The organism is Mesorhizobium sp. B3-1-9 (assembly GCF_006439595.1).
In the GTDB taxonomy this organism is placed as follows: domain Bacteria; phylum Pseudomonadota; class Alphaproteobacteria; order Rhizobiales; family Rhizobiaceae; genus Mesorhizobium.
In genome coordinates this window covers 699,977-726,582 of record NZ_VFTJ01000001.1, presented here as the reverse complement: position 1 = coordinate 726,582, position 26,606 = coordinate 699,977, and the positions used below count along the sequence as shown (strand labels likewise).

The window sequence follows — 26,606 nt, the reverse complement described above, 5'->3', positions numbered from 1 at the left end:
AACCGACCAGAGTTTCAGTGCCATCATCCATCTCGCTGCCGCCGTCATAAACTCACGATGAATCTCAACAAGCCCTAGGCGGACTTTGTGTACGGTTAGAACCAGCTTTGACGCGACCTTGCGGTTCACGCCCTGCGGAAGCACTATCCCAACCGCAATGGTCCCTCAAATAGTGTATGGTCCGGCCTGCGATCCTGTGTCACCATCGGAAAGCAGGCTGGGCTTTCCGAGGTGCGCGAGATGTCAGATATAAGCGCCGAGGCCATTCTTTCCCATATCGAGGCGGTTCACATGATGCGTAAACGACGCGCGAATTTGCCTTCAATCCAAGCCCATCAATCACTGAGCAATTCGAACATCCTCGCCGCTTGAGCGGGGCGTACAAAGCTCCCATGTGACCCCAGTCTCGAGTTGCGACAGAACCCATTCGGCACATCCGGGCGACTAATTCCGCGACCCGATCCATTGTGGACTTGGCCTTCCAGCCACGTCGCCACTTCCGCCTATAGCCTGAAGGATCTGTGATCCTAGCGCCTCTGGTTGAGGGTCATTCCTTGCAGAGGACGGCGGCAGCCATCTGGTTGAACTTCAGATTTGAAACTTCCGTCACAAGCTTCATGAAGGCCCCGATTGGACGAAGTTCTTGACGTGCCTTCAGGCACGTTGCGAAAGATTCGGTGAATGGCTTGTGATCTGCGATCGACAATGGCGTCAACCGGTCATCGAGCTGGAACTCGGTCTTTGACACAATGCCGGCACCCAAGCCTGCCGCGACCGCTTCCCGAACGCCATCGCGCGGGATCTCCATGACCACGTTTGGTCGGATCCGATGCAATTCCAGCATCTCCTCCAACGCGCGACGCGTCATCGAACCGGGTTCGCGAAAAATCATCCGCTGCCCGTCGAGTTCCTCAAGATCGATCTGCTGCCGGCCTGCCCACGGATGGTTGCGGTGGACGAAGATAATGACCTCATGGCGGCCGAGCTGAACGAGATCGAGACGCGGATCGTCATAGTCCCGGCCGATGATGGCGACGTCCACCTCGTAATTCATGAGCTTGTTATAGACGACGTCGGAATTGCCGCTTTCGAGCGAGACCTGCACTAAGGGGTATTGAGCATGGAACGCGGAGAGAAGTTCCATGACGAAGAACGGACCCACCGTGCCGACGCGCAACTTGCCCGAAATCTGATTGCCCTCGGCGCGCAGTATGCCGACCGCCTGCTCCTCCAGCGAGAAGATCTGGCGCGCCACTGTCAGAAGAGCTTCTCCCGCGTCCGTCAGCTTCAGGCCGCGCGGCGATCGCAAGAAGAGCTGAACGTCATAAGTCTCTTCAAGCGCTTTGACCTGGGTGGTCACGGTCGGCTGGCCGATGCAGAGCAGATCGGCGGCCTTTGTGAAGCTAAGCTCACGACCCACCGCATAGAAGGAGCGCAGCTGGCTGAAATTGACGAAATGAAGCTTGTTAGTGCCGCCCACGGCCTGTCTCCCTGCGAAAGGCTTCAGCCATCCGCACGATTTGTTCAGCGATTTCCGAGCGTTCCTCCAACAGATCGCACAATATCGTATAGTGGTTTTTTCCGCGCATCGGAACCAGTTCGGCGTGCTGGCCCGAGCCGCTCCAATAGGAAGAGAACTGCCGCGACTGCTCGCGGAACTCCTGGGTCTCGTCTGTGCCGACGATGGCCGCGAGCCGACAACGCGGCACCGGCCAGCGGATCGGGCTGATCCTTGCGGCCCGCTCGCGATCGAGCCCAAGCGCCGCGTTGAGTGACGTCTCTGCCAGCGGCTCGACATCGAAGATGCCGCTGATCGGAACGCAGCCCGCCAGCGGCGCGCCTGCCGTGAGGCTTCTCATCGCGAGTGTGGCAGCAAGATGACCGCCGGCGGAATGGCCGCTCGCGATCCAGAAAGCCGGGGGCGCTGCAAGGGTTCGCAAAATCGCCCGCACGCAGGCCCCGACGCGTGCAACGATCGCGTCGATACGGGTCTCAGGCGCCAGCGGATAGTTTGGCAGCGCCACGGAGAAGCCGCGGCGAACGAGCGCCGAGGCGACAAAGGAATAACGGTCCTTGTCGAGGCTCTGCCAGTAGCCGCCATGTACGAAAACCACCAGCGGCGCACCCGCGCCAGCCGCAAACAGGTCGAACACTTCACGCGGATGCGCGCCATAGGCGACGTTGCGCCGGCATGTCAGTGAGCTGCGGGCAGCGGCGCTCGTCTCGTCGAAACGTCTATAGACGTCCGTTCTTTCCGGATGACGGTCGCGGAAGACATAGCCATGTTCCTTGCTGGAATTCGCGCCATTCATTCGAAGAGAACGATGCTGCGCACCGACTCTCCCGCTCGCATGAGATCGAAGCCGCGATTGACACCATCGAGGCCCAACCTGTGTGTGATCTGCCGATCGAGATCGAGCCGGCCGTCCATGTAATAGTCAATCAGCTTGGTCAGCCCGCTGCGTCCTTTGACGCCACCGAAATAGCTGCCGCGGATCGTGCGGCCATAGCGGACGCCAACCGGCGGGAACCCCATTTCGGCGCCGGGCGGCTCGACACCGAGCAACACAGCGGCGCCCCAGGCCGGCTGGCAGCAATCAAAGGCCTGCCGCATGACCGGCACGATGCCCGTACATTCGAATGCAACATCGACGCCGCCGTCAGTGAGATCGCGAACCGCCTGCACGACTTTGGCGTCCTCGCGTGACGCATCGACAAAGTCGGTCATGCCGTAGGAGCGGGCGATTCCGGTTTTGCCATCCGTCACGTCGATGCCTATGATCCTTCCGGCGCCGGCAAGCCGCGCTCCCTGCACAACATTTATGCCAATGCCGCCCAGCCCGAAGACGGCAACGGCGTCGCCCTCGCGGACCTCGGCCAGCGCCGCGCCGACGCCCGTGGTGACGCCGCAGCCGAACAGGCAGACCTTGTCCAGCGGCGCATCCTTGCGGATCTTCGCCAGTGCAATTTCAGGGACGACCGTATAGCGGGAAAGCGTCGAGGTGCCCATGAAATGGTGCACCGGCCGCGATCCGATCGAGAAGCGCGAAGTTCCGTCCGGCATGACGCCCTTGTCGCGCGTCGGCTTGATGGTCCAGCAAAGATTGGTCCGCCCGCTCCTGCACATGCGGCAATGCCTGCATTCCGGGCCATAGAGCGGAATGACATGGTCGCCCGGCTTGAGATCGTAGACTCCATCGCCCACCTCGACCACTCGCCCTGCGCCCTCATGTCCGGGAATGAGAGGATAGACGCTAGTCGCGTTGACGCCATCGAGCGCGGTGAGGTCCGTGTGACAAAGGCCCGAGGCGACGATCTCGACGAGCGCTTCGCCGTGACCGGGCGGCGCAACCTGCACTTCTGCTATCGCTAGCGGCTTGTGGATCTCGAAGCAGATCGCGGCGCGTGAACGGATCATGACGCCTGCCTGCCGAGTTCATCGCCGAAGCGCGCAAAGCCCTTGTGAATGAGTTCGGCGTCGTCTGGCCTTGCGGCGGCCTTGATCATCTCGCGCGCGATGCGGATGTCGCGGCCGCATCCGACCCCGACCGCGCCGACCAGCCGATCGCCCGCCGTAAAATATGCGAGATAGGCACGATCGCCCGGTTTGCCGCGTTCATACGCCGGCTCTCCGATGCCTGGCATCCCTGCCACTTGTAAGTTGAGGTCGTATTGATCCGTCCAAAACCAGGGCACCTCGCTGTAAGGGGATGGACTGCCGCACAGATATGACGCAACGACGGCCGCTTGGTCTTCCGCATTCTTCCACGACTCCAACCGCCAGCGCTGACCGAAGAAATGGTTCTCATGAGCCGCGACATCGCCCGCTGCGAATATGTCGGGATCGCTGGTCTGCCCAAATTCATTGACGACAATGCCATTGTCGACATGCAGGTCTGCTTCGCCGGCAATCCGGTCGTTCGGCGTGCCGCCGATGCCCACAACGACAAGGTCGGCCTCCAGCATCGATCCGTCATCGAGATGGAGGTGCCCTGCGGCGTCCAGCGTCTCGGACGAAACGACTTGCCGATCACAGAGAATGCGTACGCCTGCCCGTTCATGGAGATCGGCGAGCCATTGTGAAAGATAAGGCGGAAGCAGTCGGCTCAACGGGCGCCCGGCGGCTTCCAGAACCGTCACCGCCGCGCCGAGTTTGGCCGCGCTTGCGGCGACCTCCAGGCCGATCAGCCCCGCCCCGACAAGCACTAACCGAGCGCCAGCCACGATGCGGCTGCGTAGCGCGAGCGCATCCGAGAACGAGCGAAGATAGAAGGTGCGTGCCGCGACAGCCTCAAGCGATCGGATCCTGCGGGGCGACAATCCCGTGGCCAAAACCAGTTTCCGGTAGGAGAGGCTGCGGCCGTTAGAGAGAGCCACGATCTTCTCTCGCCGGTCGATGCCGATCGCCTCAGCGCCCAGATGGAACCGGACGCCGATCTCGTTCCACCGTGCCGGCGATAGCAGATAGGCATTTGCCGGGACGCCCGCCGACGTCAGCACGCCCTTGGACAAAGGCGGCCGCTCGTAGGGCAGCTCCGTTTCGACCCCGGCCACGTCGATCGGCCCGACAAAGCCGCCGTGCCGCAACCTTTCTGCGACGCGACCGCCGGCGTGTCCTGCGCCGACGATCACAACCCCGGTCGTCCTCCCTGGGCCTGCCACGCCGTTCAGGCCCCCTGCCCGGCATGCGTGGCGCGGCCACTGCGCAGCACCTCGCGGATGATCTCGCGATGCACCTGGAAGTAGCTCTTGCTGACACATTGAAGATGCGGCGAGACCTCGTCATGAAGCCGGCCCAGCGCATGAAACGGCACAGAGGAAGCGAGGTGGTGCTCCGCATGGAACGGCATGTTCCAGTAGAGCATCCTGAGCAACGGGTTCGCGAGCGTGGTCCTGGTATTGGCAAGCAGGTTCGGACTTTCCTCGGCGCCGGTGTGCTCGGCCATGCGGATGGCGCGCAGCACCGGCTCGCCCATCACCCGGGGCAGCAGCCAATAGGCCAGCGCGATCGTGCTGCCGAAATAGATCGAGACGGCGGCGACGGCGACATAGAAGAGGACGAGCAGCCGAATCTCCAGCATCACCTGCTTCCAGACCGATTCCGGCAGGAACTCACGCTCTTCCTCGGTGAAGCGCCCGGTCGTGCCGCGCCACAGCGTACCGACCAGCTTCGGCCAGAAGGAGAGGCCGACTATCTGCCCGAAATAGTCGCGAAGCGATGTCGGGAACGGCACGATATCCGGATCATGGTCCTCGTGCTGGGTGAACGTATGGTGGGCGGCATGCCTGTATTTGAAGTAGAGAAAGGGACGGAAGGTGAAGGCTGCGACCGCAAAACCGACGGCGTGGTTGATCCATCGCGAATGGAAAGCGGTGCCGTGCGAGCATTCATGCAAGGGCGCGAACAGCAGCACGACGACGATGCCGTAAGCGAGCATCGAAGGTATCAGCAGCCACGGTGTTCCACCCGAGAGGTAGACGGCGAGCACGCCGAGGGCCAGGGCCGTAAGATGGACTGCCAATCTGATCAGCCCCGGTCCATTGGACCGCGTGCGAAGCGTCTTCAGCTTGTCGCGTGAAATGATCTCCGGTCCCGTCAGCGGCCATATCTTGCTGCCGATGCCACCGATCCCAGCATAGCTCGCGGAATTATCGCCTTGCATGCCGATCCTCCTTCAGATTGCGCATTGTCGCGACAGGTCTAACGGGTCGCGACATCGAAGAAAAATTCATTGTTCCTATGGCGTTATCGCTTCGGCGCTAGGCCACGAAGCAATGCGCGATTGCTTCCGCGGAGAAGTCCTTGCGGTGAAAATGTCCGGTCACTCGACCGCGGCTCATGACGAGGATGCGGTCGCAGGCATCCATCATCTCCTGCAGCTCAGTGGTCAGCAGCAGGATTGCCTTGCCCTGTTCTGCCAGGTCCTGGATTGCGCGCCATATCTCGAACTTGGCGCCCACATCGACGCCGCGGGTCGGGTCCTCGGCGATCACGATGTCGCCGCCGCGTGCGATCCATTTGCCGATGACGATCTTCTGCTGGTTCCCGCCAGAGAGTTGCGACGCCAGTTGCGCCAGGCCGTTGGTCTTGATTGCCAATGTGCGCACCAGGCCGTTGGCCGTCGCGTTTCTTTGCCGGCGTTTCATGAAGCCGAGGCGGCCGAGTCGGCGCAGGATCGTCATTGCGATATTGTCGCCGACGCTCATCGGCAGGACGAGGCCCTCACCTTTGCGATCGGCGGGCATGAAGCCGATGCCGAAGGCGATGGCGTCACGCGGAGAGCGCAGTTGCACCTTGCGTCCCTGAACGCGGATCTCGCCGCGATCGATAGACTGGTCGCCGAAGATCGCGCGCACGACAGCCTCGCGCTGGCAGCCCAGCAATCCGGCGATGCCGACGATCTCGCCGGCCCGCACCTGCAGGCAAATATCCTCGAAGACCCCGGCCTTGCCGATCCCCTTCGCCTCCAGCGCGACGTCGCCACAGCGCCTCTCCTTGTAGGCGGACTGGCCCGGCTTGTGTTCACGCCCGACCATCAACGTGACAAGAGCAGCCTCGTTCAAGCCGGCTATGTCCCGGGTGGCGACGACATGGCCGTCGCGGAGCACGGTGACGCGATCCGAAATCTGCACCACCTCGCTCAACCGGTGCGAGACGTAAACGATGCCCAGACCGTTGGCCTTCAGCTTGCGAATGATGGCAAGCAGATGCACGACTTGGTCATCGTTCAGCGAGGCGGTCGGCTCGTCGAAGACGAGGACACGCGGACGGCTCGCCAAGGCGCGGCATATCTCGACGATCTGCTGCTCGTTGAGGCTGAGTTCGCCGACCGCCCGCGAAGGATCAAGGTTGACATGAATTTCATCGAGCAGGTCCTTCGCCATGCGGTTGAGCAAGGCGCGTGTCTTGCCGAGACGACCGGCCGGTTCACGGCCGAGAAAGATGTTCTCGGCGACGCTCAGGTTCGGACATAGCACCAGTTCCTGGTGGACCAGCGCCAGCCGGTTGGCGAGCGCCACCGTGGGATCGTTGAGGACCACGGGCTGGCCATCGATCCTGATTTCGCCGCTGTCGGGCGCGACGAGGCCATTCATGACCGACAGCAGCGTCGACTTGCCGGCGCCGTTCTCGCCGACCAGGGCATGAACTTCGCCGGCCTTCAGATCGAAGGTCACGTCGGAGAGTGCAATGACACCAGGATATGTCTTGCGGATCGATTGGACCTCGAGCAGTGGGGCGCTCATTGCGATCAAGCCGAATGATACTTGTTGAGAAGCGCGCGATGGCGATCCATGTCTCCGCGCAGGTTCTGATAGACCGACGACCAGACTTCGAAGAAATCCTGGTAACGCTCGTGCAGTTTCGGATCGGGGTCGATCGTCTCCTTGATGCGGACGATGCTTTCAAGAGGCTCGGTTGGCGATTTGTAGATCCCGGCTGCGACGCCGGCCAGGACAGCATCACCGATCGGAGCGGCCTCGCCGATGTCTGGCGTCTTCAACGGCAGGTTCACCACGCTGGCGGTGATCTGGTTCCAGAACCGGCTCTTCGTCGGACCTCCGTTCAGGATCAAACCATCGACCTTGACGCCGGCTGCGTTGGCGGTGCGGACGTTGGAATAAAGGTCGAAGGCGACGCCCTCGATCAGCGCCCGGATGAAATGCGCCCGTGTCGTCGTTGGACGCACGCCGAAGAAGTTGCCACAGGCATTGCTGTTCCAGTTGGGCGATAGTGTGTTGCCGAGGTATGGCAGATAAAGCAGGCCGTCGGAACAAGCCGGCACGCGCTTCGCCTGCTCGGTGAAAAGGTCGAAGACATTGTGGCCCATGCGCTCGGCCAGGCGGAATTCGGCATCGCCGAACTGATCGCGGAACCATTTCAACGACGCGCCGGTAAAGGCCATCGGGCCATCGAACATGGTCAGGCCGGGCAGCACGTGCGGCCATTTCAGGATGCGGTATTCCTCGACGCTCTGCCCGGTCGGGATCATGATGCCGAGGTTGGAACCCGTGCCCATGGAGTAGTAGGCCTCACCGGCTTTGGTGACGCCAACGCCAAGGGCTGCCGAACTGATGTCGGTGCCGCCTGCCGCGACTATGGTGCCGGGACGCAGTCCCGTCTCCTCGGCCGCCTGCCTGGTCACCTCGCCCACCGCTTCATGGGACTGGTAGAGCCGCGGCAGCTTCTCCAGCGGAATGCCGATCGCCTTGGCGACCGACTCGTTCCAGCGCTCCTCGCGATATTCGTAAGCGTAAGCGAGCCCGGCATCGCCGGTGTTCATCGTGAAGTTGCCGCACATCCGGTAGGTGCAATAGCCGGAAGGCGACAGGAACTTGTGCGTGGCATTGAAGATGTGCGGCTCGTGCTTTTTGATCCACAGCGCCTTGGGATCGATGAACCAGGGCGCGATACGGTTGCCGTTGTTCTTGTTGATGGTCGCCTCGCCGACGCTGCGGCGGATGTCTTCGCACTCTTCCTCGGAGCGGGAGTCCATCCAGATCATGGCCTGACGCAACGGCTTACCCTGATCGCTGACGGGCAGCGTTACGCCGACAAGGCCCGAAAGCGCCACGGCCGCGATATCGTCGGCGAAGCGGCCCTGCTCCAGACATTGCCTTACGGACGAGACCACGGCGCCCCAGTAATTCGACGCATCCTGTTCGGCCCAGCCGGGAAACGGGTGAAACAGAGGATGTTCCTGCGAGCCTGATGCCACCACCTTGCCGGTATTGGTGTCCAGAACCGCGGCCTTCACGTTGGTCGTGCCGATATCGATGCCGAGCGTGAGATGTCCGCCCATAAATCGCTCCTCCCAGAGTGCCTATGCTTGTGTTTTCTTGCGGCTCATCTTCGACAAGCCGACCGATAGGATGAGAACAACGCCAATGGCGAGGTTCTGGTACCAGGTCCCGACGCCCCAGATGGCGAGCAGGTTGAGGCCGGCGGCAAACGCAATGCTGCCCAGCAGCGTACGCCAAGGCGATCCGATGCCTCCAGCCAGCGCCGTGCCGCCGATGACAGCAATGGCAATGGCAGTCAATTCATAACCGGCAGCGAGCGGCGCATCGACCGACTTCAGCCGTGCGGTGAAGATGATGCCGGCAAGGGCGGCGCACAATCCGCTGATGGCATAGGCCAGGACCACGTAGCGCTGCGTCTTGACGCCGGCATAGAGCGCGGCTTTTTCGTTGCCGCCTATAGCGTAGAAGCGGCCGCCCCGCATGCTGCCATTTACGAAGCCCATGAGAGCAAGAAGAACGAGAAGGAAGATAACGAAACTGATCGGGATGCCGACTATCTTGCTATCGCCGATCCAGCTGTAGAGCGGTGCCTTGAGATAATAGGGGTGGCCATTGGTGAGTACGTAATTGAAGCCGCGCAAGGCCGTCAGCGACACCAGCGTCATGATGAAGGACGCGACCTTGAAATACGCCACGCCAATGCCGTTGAGCGCGCCGACCGCGATGCCCGTCGCCAGCGCGATCAAAATGACCGGGACGATCGGGCCGGCATAGGTGTTGCCGCGCACCAGCCAACGGCTTCCCAGCATTGGGCCGATCTCGGCCATGACGACCACGCCGACAATGACCGAAAAGATCATCAGCGCCGCGACCGACAGATCGATGCGGCCGGTAAGCAGCACCACCGTCATGCCGAGCGACAACAGGCCGATGACAGCGATGCTGCGCATGAGGTTCTCGATGTTGAGCGCGGTGAGGTAATACTCGGAGGTTAGCGCGCCGACAGCGAAGATCAGCAGGATCAGCCAGATGATGGGATCGCGCAGCAATCCCTGCAGGAAGGGCGTGACGCGCGGGGCTGAAAATTCCAGGACGCTCATTTCGCGATCCCCCGCTGCCACATGCCAGGCATCACGACGGCGAGGATGACTGCCGCGGTCACGACCTGCTGCAGATAGATGCTGACACCGAGCTGATTGAGAAGGTTGTTGACGATGCCGATGATCAGGGCAGCCACAACCGTACCGGTGATCGAGCCCGAGCCGCCGGACAGCGCCGCGCCTCCAAGCACGGTAACCGCCAAAACCGAAAGCTCCATGCCTTCGAAGCCGGCCGGATTGATGTAGGACAGCCTAGCGCTTTCAAGCATGCCGGCAAGCGCAGCACAGATGCCGGAAATCGCGAACACGGCGGTGCGCACGCCGATGACATTGATGCCGGACAAAGCGGCTGCTTTGACGTTGCCGCCGGTTGCGTAGAGCGCACGGCCGAAGATCGAATATTTGGTGAGCGCGATCGCAGCTGCGCCAAGCACTACGAGCAGCACGATCGGCAGCGGAACGCCGACAAGGTCGCCGCGGCCGAGCCAGAGATAGGCGGCGATCGGTTCGGGATAGAGCGCCTGACCGCCTGAGAAGATGTTGGCGAGCGCGCGGGTGATGCCGAGCATGCCGAGCGTGGTTATCAGCGAAGGAATGCCCAATGCTGCGACGAGAATGCCGTTGACCAGGCCGATGGCCAGCCCCGTCAACAAAGTGGTGCCGATGACGAGCACTGCGGAGCCGGTCGGGATCAGTAGCCCGCCGGCGACGCAGGATAGTATTGCGACCCCGGCGATAGACAAGTCGATCTCTCCGGTGATCACCACTAGTGTCATTCCGTAGGCCATGATGCCGATCGCGGCCACGGCGAGAAGTATGACATGGATGTTGGCGAGGGACAGAAAGGACGGTGTGATCGCCTGCCCCGCAATAAGCAGGGCGATCAACACCGCGACGCGGCTCATCTCGCCAACGCCTAGGTGCCGCAAGGCGTCGGAAGGCCGCGCCTGTGAGGCAACCTTGGTTTCAAGAGTACTCATGGTCATGACGTGCTCGCCTGCCTGTTCGGTCAACGCCTGCCGGTCCTCACCAGAGAATCCGGCAGGCGCATGGGGGCTGGCGATCAGCCCGCGACTGCCGGACCGTAGGCATAAGGCCACTCGTCCGGTGTCAGCGTCTCGATGCCCTCAATGTTCATCTTCTCCTTGGTGATCATCGGCAGGTTGGGCGTCATGATGAGCTTCGGCGGCGCTTCGTTGAGGCCTGCCTTGGCGCCGATATGCATGACAACGGCGCGGATGCCGATGTCGCCGATCAGCGGTGTGTAGGGCGACACCATCTCGATGTTGCCGGCCTTGATTTCCTTCAGCACCTCACGGGCATCGTCATTGGCGAGGATCATCATCTTCTTCCCGCCCGGGGCGCTGTTCAGCCGGTTTGCCTCGCGGATCGCGTCGAGTGCACCCATGGCTTCCTCGCCGCCGGTGTTGAACGACACCGAGATGTCTTGGAAGGCCTGCAGCGCATCCGCCGTCGACTTGAAGGCCAGCGTGCGCTGGCTGTTGGTGTGATAGTTGGCGAGCACCTTGTAGCCAGGTGTGTTGCCGATCGCCTCCAGGAAGGCGCCGGTGCGGATGGAGTCCGCCGTGCTGCCGAGATCCTTTCGATTGAAGATGATGTTGCCCTCGGGTGCAGCATGCTTGAGATAGAGACCTTGCTGCAGACCGTTGGCATAGAAGTTGCCAAGCACCTCCGAGCTGATCTGCTCGGACGAAGTGCGGCGATCGAGGCTCACCACCGGGATGCCAGCCGCGATGGCGCGATCGACCGGTGGCCCCATCGGTGCTTCGCGGTTAGGCCAAAGCACGATGCCGTCATACTGCTTGGCGATCCAGGTATCGATGACCTGGCCCATCTTGTTGTCGTCGAACTCGGCGTCAATCACCTCGAGCTCGATGTTGGGATGGCGTTTGGCCTCCCAAGCGGCGGTGTCCGCGAGGCTGATCAGCCAAGGGTGGTTGAAGCCGTGAAAGACCAGCCCTATGCGGTACTTCTTGTTGTGATCCAGCACCGGACCTTCCGCAAGCGGCAGATAGTCGGTGAAAGGCGACTTGATTTGAAGCTTGCTGTAGGGGCCAACAAAACTCGCACCCATGCCCGGCTTCCATACGAACCCGCCGGCGAGCTCGCCCACAGGGTAGACGTCGAGGTAGTCGCGAAAGCCATCTTTCTCGAACAGCGCTCTCACGTCACCATTCGACATTCCGGCCTTCGCCTCGCCGGAATACTTTTTGATAAGCGCGTTGATGATGGAATGGACCGACTCCTCAGCGGCCGCCGGAGCGATTGCCAGCGGGGCGGCAGCAAGCACGGTCAGTGTCGCAGCCGTCTTCAAGAGATAACGGCGTGATAGTTTCAGCATTAGGTTTCCTCCCATATTTTGGTTTCAGCTCGGGATATGTCCCGAAGAAGTCAGTGCTAGTCTCCTCCTCCCACCAGGATGTGGACGTAGCCGTCCGCCACCTTGGTTTCGTAAGTCTTCAGTCGCTCGGTGACGGGCGGCGAAAGCGGCATGCCGGTCGGGATATGGAACAGTCCCTGATGCAGCGGGCACTCAATCGTCTGGCCATCGATGTAGCCCTCGGAAAGAAATGCGTGTGCATGGGTGCAGACGCCGGCTGTCGCGTAAAATATGCCGCCGAGATTGAAGATTGCGATGCAAGCCCCGGCGTGCTCTATGCGCGTCGCGTCGCCGACGGGCAGGCTGTCAACGCGGATCGCCTGTATCCATTGCATGTCCTTTGTTGTCGTTTCCGCCGCCATTCATTCCTCGCAGTCGTCATTCTTTTCGTTTATTTTCGTTGTCTTTCCTTATGCAGCCAATTCATTGTAAGAATGCCGGTATTGATGACTCCGATAAGAGTTGCCGGGCGGACCCGCTCGTCACAGCGACGGCCGGAAGAAGCCCGTAGGTGATCGGCGACTGGATTGCAGCTTCAGCGGATCGCGGTACACTGAGCCGGCGCGAGCCAGACGTTGAAAAAGCCTGCCATCATCGCGTGGCGCGAGTCGGCGCTAGCAGCACAGTCGCAGCCAGCTGCGAAATCGACCCCGTTCACAGAGGCGAGCGGCGCGTTGGGGGCCGAAAACCTGACCGCCGCGTCAGGAGGCCGGCTGTTTTGCGCTGCCACGACACGTAGTAATTGCCGGCAAGAACTGCTTTCAGAAACCTACGAAGTCGATCTCTACGACTGAGATTGAGGCGCAAACCGGTCGTCCACGCGTCGGCAGACGTCAGTCGCCGTTGCGTCATGAGCTGACCTTTCCGGCCCGCGATCAGAGCGCGTCTGGTCTACCTACGGCGAAGGAATAGAAGATAAAAAGCGGCAAACACACGAACTATCCCGATATTTACTGCCAGCCGCTCCCAGAATCGACCTCTGAGGACCAGAAAGTCGACACCGACGGTCGCAAAGCAGTCATTCAGAACTTTGTGGTCGACCTGTGCCATGGCATTGGCGACTCGGACTGCTGCAACGACGTATCCCGACCGGCGGCAGTCAAGCTGCGCCGGGCCGGAGCTGCGAGTAATATTCGGGAACCGAACCAATCCACTTTGGCGGCGTCCTCTACGTTGCCAATGGAAACCCTAGCCAGCGCCCAAAAAGAAATCGTTCCGCCACCGGCCACCGGCCTCATGCCGGACGGGCAGCGCCGTTCCTGTCGATGAACCGCGCCGAGATGACGGCGCTCGGTTGGAACGAATGCGCTTCCTTGAAACGGCGCGGTAGGGGATCGGCCGCCCAGGAAGGGCATTCGAGGCGCACCTCTTCCGGCATGCCGGGATGGTCGATTGTGCATCCCTGCAATTTGACCAGCAGCGCGTGCTCATGATCCATCAGGATGGCAGGCGCGAATTTCACCCCATTGAACAGGCGTTTGGTCTGTTCGGGCGTCCTGCCTTCCTTCAGCGTGAACCATGCCAGCAGCCGGGTGCGGGGCATATCCTCGCGCCCATGCTTGACCAGCCACCAGCCAAGCCGTCCTTGATGCCGGAGCGCATAGAGCGACTCTAAAATCTGACCACGGTCCTTGTCGCCGATATAGCGTCGGGCGCCAAACCAGGCCGGGACGGCTGCATCCGCGGGACGCGCGACGCTATCGACTTCGTGCATAAGATCGAGGGTGGCTTGCAGACGTGCGGCAGGGATCACGGAACGACGATCAGGCTGAAAACGCCTATACAGGCGACAGGGCTGCTCCTGACCATTGTTCGCGCGTGTCGGCCTGCCGCCAGCGAGCGATTATCGCGAGGCGACAACCTACATTTGGATCGTGGTCACAACATCTATGATGCGGCCTGGCCATTTTTTTGCGCCCTGCAGGCTGCTTGCGGCGAGGCATAGAGCTGTGACGGCGCAGCCCAAGCCTCGTCCCCTTCCCTACGTTCGCCGGTGACCAGGGTGCGCATCTGCGATAGATAGGTCTCTATGAAAGAGGCGGTCTGCGACTCCAGCGGCGTATAAGGCCCGGGGCGATAGGCGCGCGAGGCAATCCCTTCGGCGTTGTCTTCCGTGATCTTCTTGTCCTGGACGGTCGTCACGTCCCACATCCATGAAATCTTGTCGGCGTCCGCGGCCGGATCGGCATCCTTGTCGACGAGCCAGGTCAGGATCACGTCGGTCTCGTTGGCGTTGCGCGGAATCATCTGGAACATCGTCAGATAGTCGTTGGGCGCGCTTAGGAACGAAAGCCGGCCGATCCGGAACCCATTCTCGCCGCCGTCATACTTGCCGCGCCCGCCCATCAGGCACGAGACCGGCTGGCCATCGTCGGAAAGCGTGAGGCGGCCCGAGCCGATCGGCTTGCGATGCATGGCGTAGGGCATCGTGTCCAGGTCGCCTGGCTCCCACACGCCCTTGTGGAACTCGGCGTCGCCGATGACGCTGTGCCAGGCGTCGATCTCCTGCCTCCATTCGGCGGCGTTGTAGTCGTCGCGCATGGCGGTCACCTTCACATGGCCGTTGACGCGGAAATATTCGGGATGAGCCGGGCGGCAGTGGTAGCACTCGAGGAAATTCTCCAGCACAAGCTTCCAGTTCGCCTTGGTCAGGTAATTCTTGCGCGCGACGATGCGTGCGTTGGCGACCCCGTTCTCGCGCAGAAGATCCGTCAGCCCGGCCGCCGCCGGTTCGATGTCAGGCAGGCTGGAGGCATCGAGGCCACATATCACCAGACCACCCATCACCTTCGTCGGCACCTTGTGCAGTCCGAGGCTGTCGCCATCGACGCCTTCGGGCAGGTCGCGCCGGGTCTGCAACTCACCGGTCAGCCGGAAGGACCAGGCATGATAGGGGCAGACCAGCAGCTTGCCGCGGCCATCCTTGACGCACAGGCGCGAGCCGCGATGGGTGCAGACATTGTAGTAGGCGGCAATATCATCCTCGCCATCGCCATGACGGGCGACGATGATCTCCTCGTCGAACAACTTACGGATGACGTAACTGCCCTTCTCCGGCACTTCGCTCAAATGGGCGACGATGACCCATTGGCGAGGGAACCACAATTCGCGCTCGATCGCGAAAATGTCCGGGTCGAGGTAGAAGGCCTGCTGCAGCGACCAGTCCTTGCGATGCTCGTCAATCAGCCTGACCACGCGCGCGCGATCGAGGCCGGACAACATCTTATCGTTTGGATACATGGCGGGCTCCGGGGCTGGCTAATGCCTTTTGATCAGGGTTGCAGCGAATTGCTGCACTCATCAACCATGGATTTGGCAGGCTTCCATCTCGAAAAGTCATGGAATACTCTTATCCTCGATGAAGACGCTCAAAGCCTCGCTCCCCTTGCTCAACGCCATGGTCGCATTCGAAGCGACCGCGCGACGCGGCAACCTGACGGCCGCTGCCGAGGAGCTTGCCATCGCGCAATCGGCCGTGTCGCGCCACATCGCCAATCTGGAAAAGCGGCTCGCGCTGGACCTTTTGGCCCGCAAGGGCAATCGCGTCTCGCTGACCGAAAACGGCGCCGCGCTGGCCGAGGCGATACGAGACGGGCTGGGCACGATCCGCGATGCCGTCGCGCGCCTGCAGGAGGCCGATCGCGATTCCCTCGTCATCGCCAGCGGCTACGACCTCGTCCAGGCTTGGCTGATGCCGCGCTTCGACCTTGTGACCTCGCTCGTCACGCATGGCCGTGTCACGCTGCTGACCTCCAGCAATCCCGACGATTTCGGCCGGCCGGAAGTCGGGATTTCGATACGCTTCGGACGTCCCGAGCTTTGGCCTGGCCTCGCCGCCCGCAAGCTGTTCGACGGGGAGTGGTTTCCTGTCTGCTCGCCGGGCTTCCTCGAACGGCACCCTGCTCTGGCCTCGGAGGATCCGGCATCCTTCCTCGACGTGCCGCTGCTGCATCTCGCAGCTCCCGAAGATGCGATCGACAATTGGAGATCCTGGATCGGCACTACGCGGAGCCTGCCCGGCCCGACATTCTCCAGCTATCTGTCGATGATGCATGAGGCAATAGCCGGCCGCGGCGCGGCGCTCGCCTGGGCCGGCTTCGTCGAAGAGCAACTCAGGCTCGGGCAATTGGTGCGGTTGACCGGGACTCCGCGCCGCCATGCCGATGCGTTCTACATCGTCACCCGCAGGAAGACGACGCCAACCGAACAGATGGTGGCGCAAGCCCTGCTCGACAGCGCGACAGCCCGCTGACCTGCCGCCGGTCTCATTCCGCGGCGGTGGCGAAACGCCTGGCGCCGTGGCGCGCGCTCCATGCGGGCATCGAGGCCTCGACATCTTCCTCGCTCGGGAAGGCATCGCGCGCGTAGCGGTCGACCCTGAAGCGCGCCGGATCGACCAAGCGAGGCGTGTCCAGCAGGATCTCGGTGGCCAGCCTGCCGAGGCCCGGTCCATGGCTGACGCCGGTCTCGTTGTCGCCACCCGCGACGACGATGTTCGCGTGGCCCGGCACATGCCCGACCATCAAGCCAACGTCCGGCGTGTAGCAGGGGATGCCCTGCGACCAGTTCGCGACCTTCGAGCCGCGGAGCGGCGGGAAGACTTCCTGCAGCTTGCCCATCTGGTGATCGACCATGGACTGCATCAGCTCGCGATTATGCGGCTGGCCGGGTTCGAGGTCGCTCTCCTCCAGGCGATGCATCGGCGTGTAGTGGCTGCCCGTGCCCCACATGATCGCGCCAAAGGTCTCGCGCAGCCAAAGCCGCAACTCGCGGCACTGGATGGTCGGCAGCGTCGAGGGCAGGCCTCGATCGTCGGTGACCACGCGCGTGGCCAGCACCCGCAGCAGCGGCAGATGCCAGTCGAGGCTGGCGAGGACCTCGTTGTTCCAGGCGCCCGCCGCCACGACCACGCCATCGGCCTCGATTGCGCCGCTCCCGGTTTTCAGCGTCACCTTGCCGCCGGCGTCCTCGATCTTCAGGACCCTGGTCCTGTCCCGAACCACGCCGCCGAGCTTCTTGATCTCGTTGACCAGCACGCCGAGCGCGAGCTTGGTATCGACCTGTATGCCATGCGGGTTGTAGGCGCCGGAATGAACTTTCGCCGGATCGACCAGCCCGCCCATCTTCTCGCCGATCTGCGCAGCGTTCAGATCCTGCATCTCCTTCGGCGCATAGGGTGAGCTGAGCACCGGCATGACGAAATCCTCGCGCCCCTGCGGCGTGAGCGCCATGATCAGCGTGCCGTTCGGCCGGTAGCCGATCTCGGTGCCCAGTTCATGCAACATGCGGTAGAAGTCGAGACCGTATTGTTGCAGGCGAAGGCCTTCCTCGCCGGCCGGGATCATGCCGGCGGACCAATGCGAGACGAAGCCGGCGCCGGCGCTGGTCGTTGCCGCGCCCGGCTCGGTTGCCTCCACGAGCGTCACGTTCTTCACACCCGACTTCAGCAGATGGTAGGCGGTGCAGCAGCCGATGATGCCGCCGCCCACGACCACGATATGCTTGCTGTTGCTTGCTGCCGGCATTTCTCTTCCTCCTTAGATCTTCGCGGTCGAAGAACCGCCAACATAGGTGTCAAGCCACCAGACGATGCGGGCGGCGGTGTCGATATATTCCGGATAGCCGCGCAGGCTATGGCCGGCGCTCGGATAGGTCGCGAGCGCGCTTGGCGAACCCGAGCGCAAGGCCGCGAAATGGCACTCCAGCGCCTGGCCGGGCGGCGTGCTCTTGTCGATGCCGCCGGCCATGACCAGTGTCGGGACCTTGCTGAGCTGCCGGTAAAAGGCGGGGCTGCGGGTAAAATAGGCGCCGCCTTCTTCCCATGGCGAGGACTCCAGCATCAGCGCGTCGAATTCCGGTATCTGCGTCGTGCGGTGCTGACTATACCAGTCGCCGACAGGCGAGATCGGAATGGCGGCGGCGAAGCGGCCGCTGCGCGTCGGCAGCCATGCGGACATGAAGCCGCCATAGCTGGTGCCGGTGACGGCGACGCGATCCGGGTCGACCAGGCCTTTCTCCACCAGGGCATCTATGCCGCTCAAAATGTCGTCGGCATCGGCGCCGCCCATGTCGCCCTGCACGGCGCGGGCGAAGGCTTCCCCGCGTCCCGTGCTGCCCCTGGGGTTGGGAAAGAAAATCATCCAGCCGCGCGAGACGAGCAGTGGAGCGGAACGCGTTCGCGCCATCCAGCGGTTGCGATGGGACGAGATCGGCCCGCCATGGATATCGACCAGCAGCGGCGTCGGCCCGGCCGCCGCCAGCGGGCGGACAAGCCAGCCCTGGATTTCGAGTCCGTCGCGGGCACGCCAGGAAAACGGCTCGGCCTTGCCGCGGCCGGCCATTGCGGATTGCGCATCGGACGCCATGAGCGACGCGATCTCGCGCAGTCCGCCGTCGGCGACTTCGGCCAGGAATGGAGCCCGGTCATAAGCCTCCGCGATGAAGAGCGAGCCCGCGGCCCCGACCGGCACGCTGGAGGGCGCCCACTCGCCGCAGGTCAATTCGGTCGACGACCAGCGTTCGGTCACCCCTGCGCTGGAGACATCGCAATCGGCCAGCACCGTCTCGTGGCCGCGGATGCCCGCCATATGCAAGCTGGAGGCGGAGCGCCATTCGATCGAGGTGACGTCGATCGAATTGGTCGGCACGACTGCAACCTCGCCGCCGAACGGATCTAGGATCGACAGCTGCCCGGCAACAAGGCCGCGATCGCTGCAGAAGGCCTGGATGAAGGCGATGCGGGCGCCGTCGGGCGAGCCGCGAGGAACGCCGATCTGGTCGCGCGGCGTGTGAAGAAGGGTGGCCGATCCCGACTTCGCGTCGATCAGCGAAAGCTTCGCCGCATACCAGCTGCCCTCGCCATGGTCATCGCTGGTCACGGCGGCGATCTTGTCGGCGCCGCACCAGCTCGCTTCCCATACATTGACCGGCGCCGATGTGAGCGGCGCGGGTTTGGCCTTCATATCCCAGATCCAAACCCGGCGCCAAAGGTCCTCGCCTTCGCCCCAACCGACTTCGGGCAGCCATGCGGGCGCATCCGTCTTCTGCTTCTGCGCGTAGCCGCCGTGAATTCCAGCCAGATCCGCGCCGACGCCGGCAACGACGAGCAGCAACCTTTGGCCGTCGGGCGCCCAGTCCATCAGCTCGATCCGGCCGGGCACATCCGCCACCGCGGTGCCTTCGCCGCCAGACCAGATCTCGATGCGGTCGACGCCCGCCTCTCCACCGGCGTAAGCGACCGCCAGGCTCTCTCCGTCCGGCGCAAGACTGATTTGCCTGGTCTCCGCATCATTGAGCCGTTGAGGCGATTCACCGCCGCGCCCCACCTGATAGAGACGGCTGACCGGCGCGCCATCGAGGCCGCCCTCGAAGCTCTGGCCGATGAAAAACATCGCATCGCTGGAGGCGTGACCGCAAAGAGAGCGAGCCGCGAAGACGTGCCCGTCCAGCCCGAAGAGAGCGGCATACAAACCCGCTGCCTCGGCGAATTCCGCGGCGGAGCGGAAATCCCCCGACATCCGGCCGGCAATCGGCGCGATCATCGATCCGGAGTTCCGCACGCTGCTCATCTCGACTTCCCAACACCGCGCTCAACCTGGCGCTATCGCCACGGCAAGCTCACGCACCCAACCATAACGACAGTCGGAGCATTGTCTAGACACCGGTGTACATTAGATTGGACCAGCGGCCTTGACGGCACGATGGGCGGTTGACCCGCCATGATTGGAACGCGCAGATTTCGAAGCGACGTAACAACCGGACAAAGACGCGATGAACCTTGACGACAAAGTCCAGTCGATCCTGAAGAGCGAAGTCATCTGGGATGCGCATTCCGGCTTCATGCCCGACCCGGCCGCGGACCTGAACAATCTGCGGATCTGGCGCGACGCAGGCGTCGACTATCTTTCCATCGATGTCGGCTTCGATCTCCTGCCCTGGGAAAAGACAGTCGCCACGCTTGCCTGTTTCCGGCACTGGATCCTGGCGCGTCCGGCCGACTACGCGCTCGTCTCGTCGGCCGACGAAGTCCTCGCCGCGAAGACGCAAGGCAAGCTGGCGGTCACTTTCGACATCGAAGGCATGAATGCGCTGAACGGCCGGGTCGAAATGGTCGAGTTCTACCATCGCCTGGGCGTGCGACAGATGCTGTTCGCCTACAACCGCAACAATCTCGCCGGCGGCGGGTGCCACGACGAGGACACAGGTCTGACCGCATTCGGCCGGCAGGTGATCGACGAAATGAACCGCCTCGGCATGTTCGTGGACGTGACCCATACGGGCTATCGCACCACGATGGACGTGATGGAATATACGGACCGGCCGGTGATCTTCTCGCACTCCAACCCGAAGGCGCTCTGCGCTCACGGGCGCAACATCACCGATGACCAGATCAAGGCTTGCGCCCGTACCGGCGGCATCATCGGCGTCGTGGGCCTCAACCGCTTCCTCGGCGAGGGCCGCACCGATTCCGAGCGGCTGGCCGACCACGTCGAATATCTGATCGACCTTGCCGGCCCGCGCCATGTCGGCATCGGGCTCGACTATGCTTTCCCGGTCGAGGTCGAAGGCATCGAGGACATCATCTCCAGCAATCCGCATTTCTGGCCGAAGAACGAATATCCCGAAGGCAAGACGACCTATTCGAGCCCGGGCCAGACGAAGGAGCTTATCGAGGTGCTGCTGCGCCGCGGCCATCCGGAACGCACTGTTCGCGACGTCATGGGCGGCAACTTCATGCGGCTGGCGCGCGAGATCTGGAAATAGCCGATCGAAATGGCAATCGCGTCGGTCGCGGATAAAAGGCGTCCGGTCCGACGGCACAGGATGCATTTTTTTCACTAGACATATGTGTATAGCCGGGGCAGGCTGATCGAAACGGGGGCCTTTGGAAGGATCTCCCGAAGCCGGGCCGATGCCGGCGGACAATATAAACAAGAGGGGCAGAGCATGATCGAAACCGCAAACATCAACATGACGCGCCGCGGCGTGCTGGCCGGCGCCGGCGCGCTCAGCCTTGCCTCGCTGATCTATTCGACGAAACGCTCGCAAGCGGCGGGTTCCATCCTCAAGGTGCGCTCATACGGCGATATCCAGACGCTGGATCCGGCCTTTCGCCTGGCCGCGCCCGAAGGCGACATCACCAACGTCATTTTCGCCGGCCTGGTTGTCGCCACGCCCGGTGACAGCTGGGGCTGGAAGCCGATGGCGGTGGAGAAGATCGACCAGCTCGACCCACTCACGATCGCCTTCAAGCTGCGCGACAATATCGGCTTCACCGACGGTTTCGGTCAGCTGACCGCAGAGGACGTGAAGTTCTCGATCGAGCGCATCGCCGATCCCGCCAACAAGTCCCCTTATGCGGGCGACTGGGCGACGCTCAAGGAAGTCGAGGTCAAGGACAAGCTTTCGGGCATCATCCATCTGAACAAGGCGTTCGCGCCGTTGTGGACCTCGACCTTGCCGACGCCGTCGAGCACGATCCTGTCCAAGCGCGCCGTGACTGAGGCTGGCGGTAAGCTCGGCGTGAAACCCGTGGCGCAGTCAGGCCCCTATCTGCTCAAGGAATGGACGCCCAAGCAGCGCACCGTGCTCGTGCGCAACCCGGACTGGAAATACGAGCAGGGCGGCTACGACGAGATCCACGTCCATCCGATCGAGGACGAAAAGACCGCCGAGCTTGGCTATGAGGCAGGCGACCTCGACTACACCTGGACGGCCGTGTCCTCGATCAAGCGGCTGAAGGAAACGCCGCCGGCGGACACCGTCGTGGTCGAGAAGCCATCGCTGGCCTTCGTCTGGCTCGGCATGAACCAGATCGCGGCGCCCTTCGACAATCCGGACCTGCGCCGCGCCGTGCAGTATGGCGTCGACCGCAAGGCCGTGGTGGACGCGGCCTATTTCGGCGCCGCCGCCACCTCCACCGGCATCATCGCGCCCGGCCTGGTCGGCCATCGCGAGAAGAATCTCTACGAATACGATCCCGACAAGGCTCGCGAGCTGGTCAACAAGGCCGGCGCCAGCGGCGTCACCGTCACGCTCGACATCCTCAACAAGGCGGAACGCCTGTCGGCGGCGCAGGTCGTGCAGGCGAACCTGCAGGACATCGGCATCAACGTCGAAATCAAGCAGAATGACAGCGGCACGTTCTGGACGCTGGGGTCGAAGCAAAACCCTTATTACAAGAAGCTCCAGATGGTGCTGTCGCGCTTCTCGATGCAGCCTGATCCGAGCTGGGCGACGGAGTGGTACACGACCAGCCAGATCGGTGAGTGGAATTGGGAGCAGTTCAGCAACGCTGAATTCGACAAGCTGGTCACCGAAGGCAAGATCGAGCTCGACCCGGCCAAGCGCGACGTCATGTACAAGAAGATGCAGGACCTGATGGAGGAGAGCGGCTGCTACGTCTTCCTCACCCATGAAGTCACCGGCGTGATGTACCGCAAGAGCGTTGCCGCCGGGCTCAAGCCGAATGGCGAGCCTTGCTTCGCGGACTTCAAACCTGCCTGACGTGATGGACAACGGCACGGCATGGGGCGGAATGGCCGGCTCCTGAGATGCTCCGCTATGCGCTGAAACGGCTGGGCCTGGGCATCATCATCGTGAGCGTCGCGATGGTGATGCTGTTCGCCATGATCTATGTGATCCCGGGCGACCCGGCATCCGTGGCGCTCGGACCGCGCGCCACGCCCGAGATGGTTCAGGCGTTGCGCAGCCGCATGGGGCTGGACCAGCCGATCTGGATCCAGTTCCTCCGGTTCTATTTGTCCGCGTTGCGCGGCGACCTCGGCACCGAGGTGCTGTCCGGGCGGCCGGTGCTGGACGTCGTGTTCGAGCAGTTGCCGTACACACTGGCGCTGATCGCGGGCGCGATCTCATGGTCGGTGCTGCTCGGCATTCCGCTGGGCTGCATCGCGGCGGTGCGGCGCGGCGGCTTTGTCGACCGCGTCATCGGCATCCTGTCGGTCGCGGTCATCGCGGTGCCATCCTTCGTCATCGCGATCTATTCCCTGCTGATCTTCGCCGTGGCCCTGCAGTGGCTGCCGGCCATCGGCGCCGGCGAGCCCGGCAATCTCGCCAGCCAGCTGAAGCACCTTGCCCTGCCCTCGCTCGCAATCGGCGTCGGCTGGGTCGGCTACATCGCGCGCATGGTGCGCGCTTCCATGCTGGAAACGCTGGAAGCCAGCCACATCCGCACCGCGCGCGCTTTCGGCCTGACGGATCGGCGCATCACCTATTCCTATGCCTTGCGTATCGCCATCCTGCCGACCGTCACGCTGCTCGGCGTCGGCATCGGCAATATGGTGTCTTCGGCCGTCTTCGCCGAGATCGTCTTCGCCCGCCCCGGCATCGGCAAGCTGGTCTACGAGGCGATCTCGGTACGCAATTATCCGGTCGTCACCGGCGCCGTTCTGGTGACGACCGTTTTCTTCGTCGTCGTGAACGCTCTCGCCGACATCCTCATTGGTGCGTTGGACCCCCGTGTCAGAACAAGTCTTAATTGACCGGCCATCACGGCAGCGCGTCGCCAAGATCGGCCGCGTGCTTCGGCGCATCGTTCGCGAGCCGCTCGGCGCGTTCGGTCTCACCCTGGTCGTGATCGTCGTTCTCTCGGCTCTCTTCGCCGACGTGCTCAGCAGCTACCCACCGACGAAACTCGCCCCGGCCGAGCGCTTCGCGCCCGCAAGCCTGCATCACCTGCTCGGCACGGACCATCTGGGACGCGACCTGTTCTCGCGTGTGCTCCATGGCGGCCGCATCGCGCTGGCCATTGCGCTTGGCGCGACCGGACTGTCGCTCATCGGCGGCATCGCGCTTGGGCTCATCGCAGGCTACGGGCCGCGCTGGCTCGACAATCTGATGCTCCTGCTCTTCGATGCCATCAAGAGCTTCCCGACCGTGATGCTGGCGCTTACGCTGGTCACGCTGACCGGACCTTCGCTGCTTGCGGTGCTGATCGTGGTCGTGCTGGTCAACGTGCCCGGCTATGCCCGCATCATCAGGACACAGACGCTCGTGCTGAAGTCCGCTGAACATGTGATGGCGGCGCGCTCGATGGGCGCAAGCACCGCGCGCATTCTCACCGTCCACATATTGCCCAACGTCATCGGCCCCATCCTCATCCTCGCGTCGATGGACATCCCGGTCGTCGTGGCGATCGAGGCCGGTCTGAGCTTCCTCGGCCTCGGCGTCAGACCGCCTCTGCCAAGCTGGGGCGCGATCCTGAACGACGGCTTCGTCAACATCCGCGATTCATACTGGATCGTGGTCGCGGGCGGCCTGCCGATCATCCTCACAACGCTCGGCTTCACCTTCCTCGGCGAGACCCTGCGCGACGTTTTCGACCCCCGGCTGAAGAGGCGCGGATGACCGTCCTCGACGTCAAGGATCTCAGCGTCGACTTCGCCACCGAAGCCGGCACGTTGCAGGCGCTGCGCAAGGTGAGCCTGGAGGTGCCGACGAACCGGATCGTCGGCGTCGTCGGCGAGTCGGGTTGCGGAAAATCGACATTGATCAACGCCATTCTCGGCCTGCTCGCAGACAACGGCAGGGTCACGTCGGGCCGGATTCTGTTCGAGGGCAAAAGCGATCTCGTCCGTCTCGACGGCACAGGCATGCGGGCGTTGCGCGGCCAGAAGATCGCAACCGTCTTCCAGGACCCGATGGGGGCGCTGAACCCGGTGCTTTCCGTGGGCAAGCAGATGCGCGACATCCAGTACCGCTCCGGACTGTCGCGCAAGGCGAAGGACGCGCTCTCCATCGCGATGCTGCGCAAGGTCCGGATTCCCGATCCTGAGCGCCGGCTGGCGCAGTTTCCGCACGAATTCTCGGGCGGCATGAAGCAGCGCATCGCGATCGCCATGGCGCTGCTGATGCAACCCTCGCTGCTGATCACCGACGAGCCGACAACGGCTCTCGACGCCACGCTCGAAGTCGCCATCATCGAGTTGCTCAAGGACCTGCAGAAGCAGATCGGCTGCTCAGTTCTGTTCATCTCGCATCATCTCGGCGTCATCGCGGAACTGTGCGACGAGATGATCGTCATGTATGCCGGCGAAGTGGTCGAACGCGGCTCGACCCGCGACATCTTCCACAACCCGCGACATCCCTACACGAAGAAGCTGCTCGCCTGCGATCCGGCAAGGCTCTCGCGGCGCGAGCCGCGGCTGCCCACCATTCCCGGCACGCTGCCGGACCTGCGTAACCGCCCCAAGGGTTGCGTTTTCCAGGCACGCTGCGAGCTCGCGGACGATGTCTGCTCCGCGATGCCGCCCGATACCGCGCTGAGCGCGTCGCACGTCGCGCGATGCTGGCACACCGATGAGACGGCCGGAGCGGCCGCATGACGACAGAACCTCTGCTTTCCGTTTCCGATCTTCGCGTGCGCTTCCGCATCGGCGGCATGATGAGCGCGTTGGCCGGCCGGCGGACGGAAATCGAGGCCGTCGCCGGTGTCGGCTTCACGCTGGAGCGCGGCCAGACGCTTGCGCTGGTCGGCGAGTCCGGATCGGGCAAGACCACGCTCGCGCGCGCCGTGAACGGCCTGCAGGCGGTGGCCGGCGGTTCGGTCCGCTTCGAGGGCCGAGAGCTGAACGAACTGACCAAGGCGGAATGGAAGCCGCTGCGGCGCAAGATGTCGATGATGTTCCAGGACCCGGTCGGCTCGCTGTCGCCGCGCCTCAGCGTCCGTTCGCTGCTGGCGGAGCCGTTCGCCATCCACGGCCTGTCCGGCCGCAGCCTCGAAGCCGAGGTGGAACGCCTGCTCGCCCTGGTCGGGCTTCCGCGCGATTTCGCCGAGCGCTATCCGCACCAGCTCTCCGGCGGCCAGGCGCGCCGGGTCGGCGTCGCAAGGGCCGTCGCGCTCGACCCGGTGCTGATCATCGCCGACGAACCGACAGCCGGGCTCGACGTATCGATCCAGGGCGAGGTGCTCAACCTGCTCAACGACCTGCGCGACCGCATGGGCCTGTCGATGCTCATCATCACGCACAATCTGCATGTCGTGCGCCAGATCGCCGACCGGATGGCGGTGATGTATCTCGGGCGCTTTGTCGAGGAAGGCGAGACCGAGGCGATTTTCCGGGCGCCGCATCATCCCTACACGGCCGCGCTGCTGTCCGCGAACCCCGAGCCCGATCCCGACAAGGTGCACAACCGCATCGCGCTGCCGGCCGAAGTGCCGTCACTGCTCGACAGGCCTTCGGGCTGTGAGTTCCACACACGCTGCCCGTTCGCGCAAGACATCTGCACAACGCAGGCGCCTGCCCCGTCCGCAGTCGGCTCGAGCCGGCTCACCTGTCACTTCCCGCTCAATGCCGGCCCAAGCGCCGTCGAGGCAATCGCCGCAAGTTAAAGAAGGTCCGTCC

23 protein-coding genes are annotated in these 26,606 nt (G+C 63.1%); 8 read left to right on the top strand and 15 right to left on the bottom strand.

Annotated features, from left to right (window positions below; translation table 11 throughout):
* Nucleotides 1-547: 547 nt before the first annotated feature.
* The 11 genes from FJW07_RS03310 to FJW07_RS03260 form a co-directional block, all read right to left on the bottom strand.
* Nucleotides 548-1,480, bottom strand: coding sequence for a LysR substrate-binding domain-containing protein (locus FJW07_RS03310; protein WP_181182202.1), 933 nt, complete (start codon nucleotides 1,478-1,480; stop codon nucleotides 548-550).
* Nucleotides 1,467-2,312, bottom strand: a complete 846-nt coding sequence (locus tag FJW07_RS03305) for an alpha/beta hydrolase (protein ID WP_140854402.1) — start codon at nucleotides 2,310-2,312, stop codon at nucleotides 1,467-1,469. Before FJW07_RS03305 ends, FJW07_RS03310 begins: the two co-directional genes overlap by 14 nt.
* Nucleotides 2,309-3,415 carry a zinc-binding dehydrogenase gene (locus tag FJW07_RS03300; RefSeq protein ID WP_181182557.1) on the bottom strand — a complete coding sequence of 369 codons (1,107 nt, stop codon included), beginning with the start codon at nucleotides 3,413-3,415 and terminating at the stop codon, nucleotides 2,309-2,311. Before FJW07_RS03300 ends, FJW07_RS03305 begins: the two co-directional genes overlap by 4 nt.
* Complete coding sequence (locus FJW07_RS03295) at nucleotides 3,415-4,632, bottom strand: FAD-dependent oxidoreductase (RefSeq protein WP_181182545.1); 1,218 nt, start codon at nucleotides 4,630-4,632, stop codon at nucleotides 3,415-3,417. The genes FJW07_RS03300 and FJW07_RS03295 overlap by 1 nt, the downstream gene beginning before the upstream one ends.
* Nucleotides 4,633-4,667: 35 nt before the next feature.
* Nucleotides 4,668-5,663, bottom strand: a complete 996-nt coding sequence (locus tag FJW07_RS03290; RefSeq protein ID WP_140854397.1) for a fatty acid desaturase — start codon at nucleotides 5,661-5,663, stop codon at nucleotides 4,668-4,670.
* 97 nt (nucleotides 5,664-5,760) lie between these two features.
* Nucleotides 5,761-7,245, bottom strand: coding sequence for a sugar ABC transporter ATP-binding protein (locus tag FJW07_RS03285; RefSeq protein ID WP_140854395.1), 1,485 nt, complete (start codon nucleotides 7,243-7,245; stop codon nucleotides 5,761-5,763).
* 5 nt (nucleotides 7,246-7,250) lie between these two features.
* Nucleotides 7,251-8,801, bottom strand: coding sequence for an FGGY family carbohydrate kinase (locus FJW07_RS03280; protein WP_140854393.1), 1,551 nt, complete (start codon nucleotides 8,799-8,801; stop codon nucleotides 7,251-7,253).
* Between the two features lie 21 nt (nucleotides 8,802-8,822).
* The gene (locus FJW07_RS03275) at nucleotides 8,823-9,842 is read right to left on the bottom strand and encodes an ABC transporter permease (protein WP_140854391.1); all 1,020 of its coding nucleotides are present in this window, start codon (nucleotides 9,840-9,842) and stop codon (nucleotides 8,823-8,825) included.
* Nucleotides 9,839-10,828: an ABC transporter permease gene (locus FJW07_RS03270; protein WP_140854390.1), complete on the bottom strand. Its 990-nt coding sequence runs from the start codon at nucleotides 10,826-10,828 to the stop codon at nucleotides 9,839-9,841. The genes FJW07_RS03275 and FJW07_RS03270 overlap by 4 nt, the downstream gene beginning before the upstream one ends.
* A gap of 77 nt (nucleotides 10,829-10,905) precedes the next feature.
* Nucleotides 10,906-12,204: a sugar ABC transporter substrate-binding protein gene (locus tag FJW07_RS03265; protein WP_181182544.1), complete on the bottom strand. Its 1,299-nt coding sequence runs from the start codon at nucleotides 12,202-12,204 to the stop codon at nucleotides 10,906-10,908.
* Nucleotides 12,205-12,260: 56 nt separating this feature from the next.
* Nucleotides 12,261-12,605 carry a non-heme iron oxygenase ferredoxin subunit gene (locus tag FJW07_RS03260; protein WP_210239853.1) on the bottom strand — a complete coding sequence of 115 codons (345 nt, stop codon included), beginning with the start codon at nucleotides 12,603-12,605 and terminating at the stop codon, nucleotides 12,261-12,263.
* A gap of 213 nt (nucleotides 12,606-12,818) precedes the next feature.
* On the opposite strand from FJW07_RS03260, the gene FJW07_RS03255 reads away from it, so the two are divergent.
* Nucleotides 12,819-13,037: a hypothetical protein gene (locus FJW07_RS03255; protein WP_140854388.1), complete on the top strand. Its 219-nt coding sequence runs from the start codon at nucleotides 12,819-12,821 to the stop codon at nucleotides 13,035-13,037.
* Between the two features lie 440 nt (nucleotides 13,038-13,477).
* Here FJW07_RS03255 and FJW07_RS03250 read toward each other — a convergent pair whose 3' ends face one another.
* The gene (locus tag FJW07_RS03250; RefSeq protein WP_140854386.1) at nucleotides 13,478-13,996 is read right to left on the bottom strand and encodes a hypothetical protein; all 519 of its coding nucleotides are present in this window, start codon (nucleotides 13,994-13,996) and stop codon (nucleotides 13,478-13,480) included.
* A 134-nt stretch (nucleotides 13,997-14,130) separates the two neighbouring features.
* Nucleotides 14,131-15,483, bottom strand: coding sequence for an aromatic ring-hydroxylating dioxygenase subunit alpha (locus FJW07_RS03245; RefSeq protein ID WP_140854384.1), 1,353 nt, complete (start codon nucleotides 15,481-15,483; stop codon nucleotides 14,131-14,133).
* Between the two features lie 118 nt (nucleotides 15,484-15,601).
* Here FJW07_RS03245 and FJW07_RS03240 point away from each other — a divergent pair, with 118 nt between their 5' ends.
* Nucleotides 15,602-16,495 (top strand): LysR family transcriptional regulator, encoded by an 894-nt coding sequence (locus tag FJW07_RS03240; RefSeq protein WP_140854382.1) that lies wholly within the window; start codon nucleotides 15,602-15,604, stop codon nucleotides 16,493-16,495.
* 13 nt (nucleotides 16,496-16,508) lie between these two features.
* On the opposite strand, the gene FJW07_RS03235 is transcribed toward FJW07_RS03240, so the two are convergent.
* Nucleotides 16,509-17,768, bottom strand: a complete 1,260-nt coding sequence (locus FJW07_RS03235) for an FAD-binding oxidoreductase (RefSeq protein ID WP_140854380.1) — start codon at nucleotides 17,766-17,768, stop codon at nucleotides 16,509-16,511.
* Nucleotides 17,769-17,780: 12 nt separating this feature from the next.
* A complete protein-coding gene (locus FJW07_RS03230; RefSeq protein WP_140854378.1) occupies nucleotides 17,781-19,811 on the bottom strand; it encodes a prolyl oligopeptidase family serine peptidase in 2,031 nt (676 codons plus the stop codon).
* Nucleotides 19,812-20,013: 202 nt separating this feature from the next.
* Here FJW07_RS03230 and FJW07_RS03225 point away from each other — a divergent pair, with 202 nt between their 5' ends.
* The 6 genes from FJW07_RS03225 to FJW07_RS03200 all read left to right on the top strand — a co-directional run bounded on the left by FJW07_RS03225 (nucleotide 20,014) and on the right by FJW07_RS03200 (nucleotide 26,593).
* Nucleotides 20,014-21,006, top strand: coding sequence for a membrane dipeptidase (locus FJW07_RS03225; RefSeq protein ID WP_140854377.1), 993 nt, complete (start codon nucleotides 20,014-20,016; stop codon nucleotides 21,004-21,006).
* A gap of 183 nt (nucleotides 21,007-21,189) precedes the next feature.
* On the top strand, nucleotides 21,190-22,749 hold the full coding sequence (locus FJW07_RS03220; protein ID WP_140854375.1) for an ABC transporter substrate-binding protein: 1,560 nt from the start codon (nucleotides 21,190-21,192) through the stop codon (nucleotides 22,747-22,749).
* Nucleotides 22,750-22,796: 47 nt separating this feature from the next.
* Complete coding sequence (locus FJW07_RS03215) at nucleotides 22,797-23,744, top strand: ABC transporter permease (protein WP_140643122.1); 948 nt, start codon at nucleotides 22,797-22,799, stop codon at nucleotides 23,742-23,744.
* A 37-nt stretch (nucleotides 23,745-23,781) separates the two neighbouring features.
* Complete coding sequence (locus tag FJW07_RS03210; RefSeq protein ID WP_226892000.1) at nucleotides 23,782-24,609, top strand: ABC transporter permease; 828 nt, start codon at nucleotides 23,782-23,784, stop codon at nucleotides 24,607-24,609.
* Nucleotides 24,606-25,586, top strand: a complete 981-nt coding sequence (locus tag FJW07_RS03205; RefSeq protein ID WP_140854373.1) for an ABC transporter ATP-binding protein — start codon at nucleotides 24,606-24,608, stop codon at nucleotides 25,584-25,586. Before FJW07_RS03210 ends, FJW07_RS03205 begins: the two co-directional genes overlap by 4 nt.
* Nucleotides 25,583-26,593, top strand: a complete 1,011-nt coding sequence (locus FJW07_RS03200) for an ABC transporter ATP-binding protein (protein ID WP_140854371.1) — start codon at nucleotides 25,583-25,585, stop codon at nucleotides 26,591-26,593. Before FJW07_RS03205 ends, FJW07_RS03200 begins: the two co-directional genes overlap by 4 nt.
* The last annotated feature ends 13 nt before the right edge of the window (nucleotides 26,594-26,606 follow it).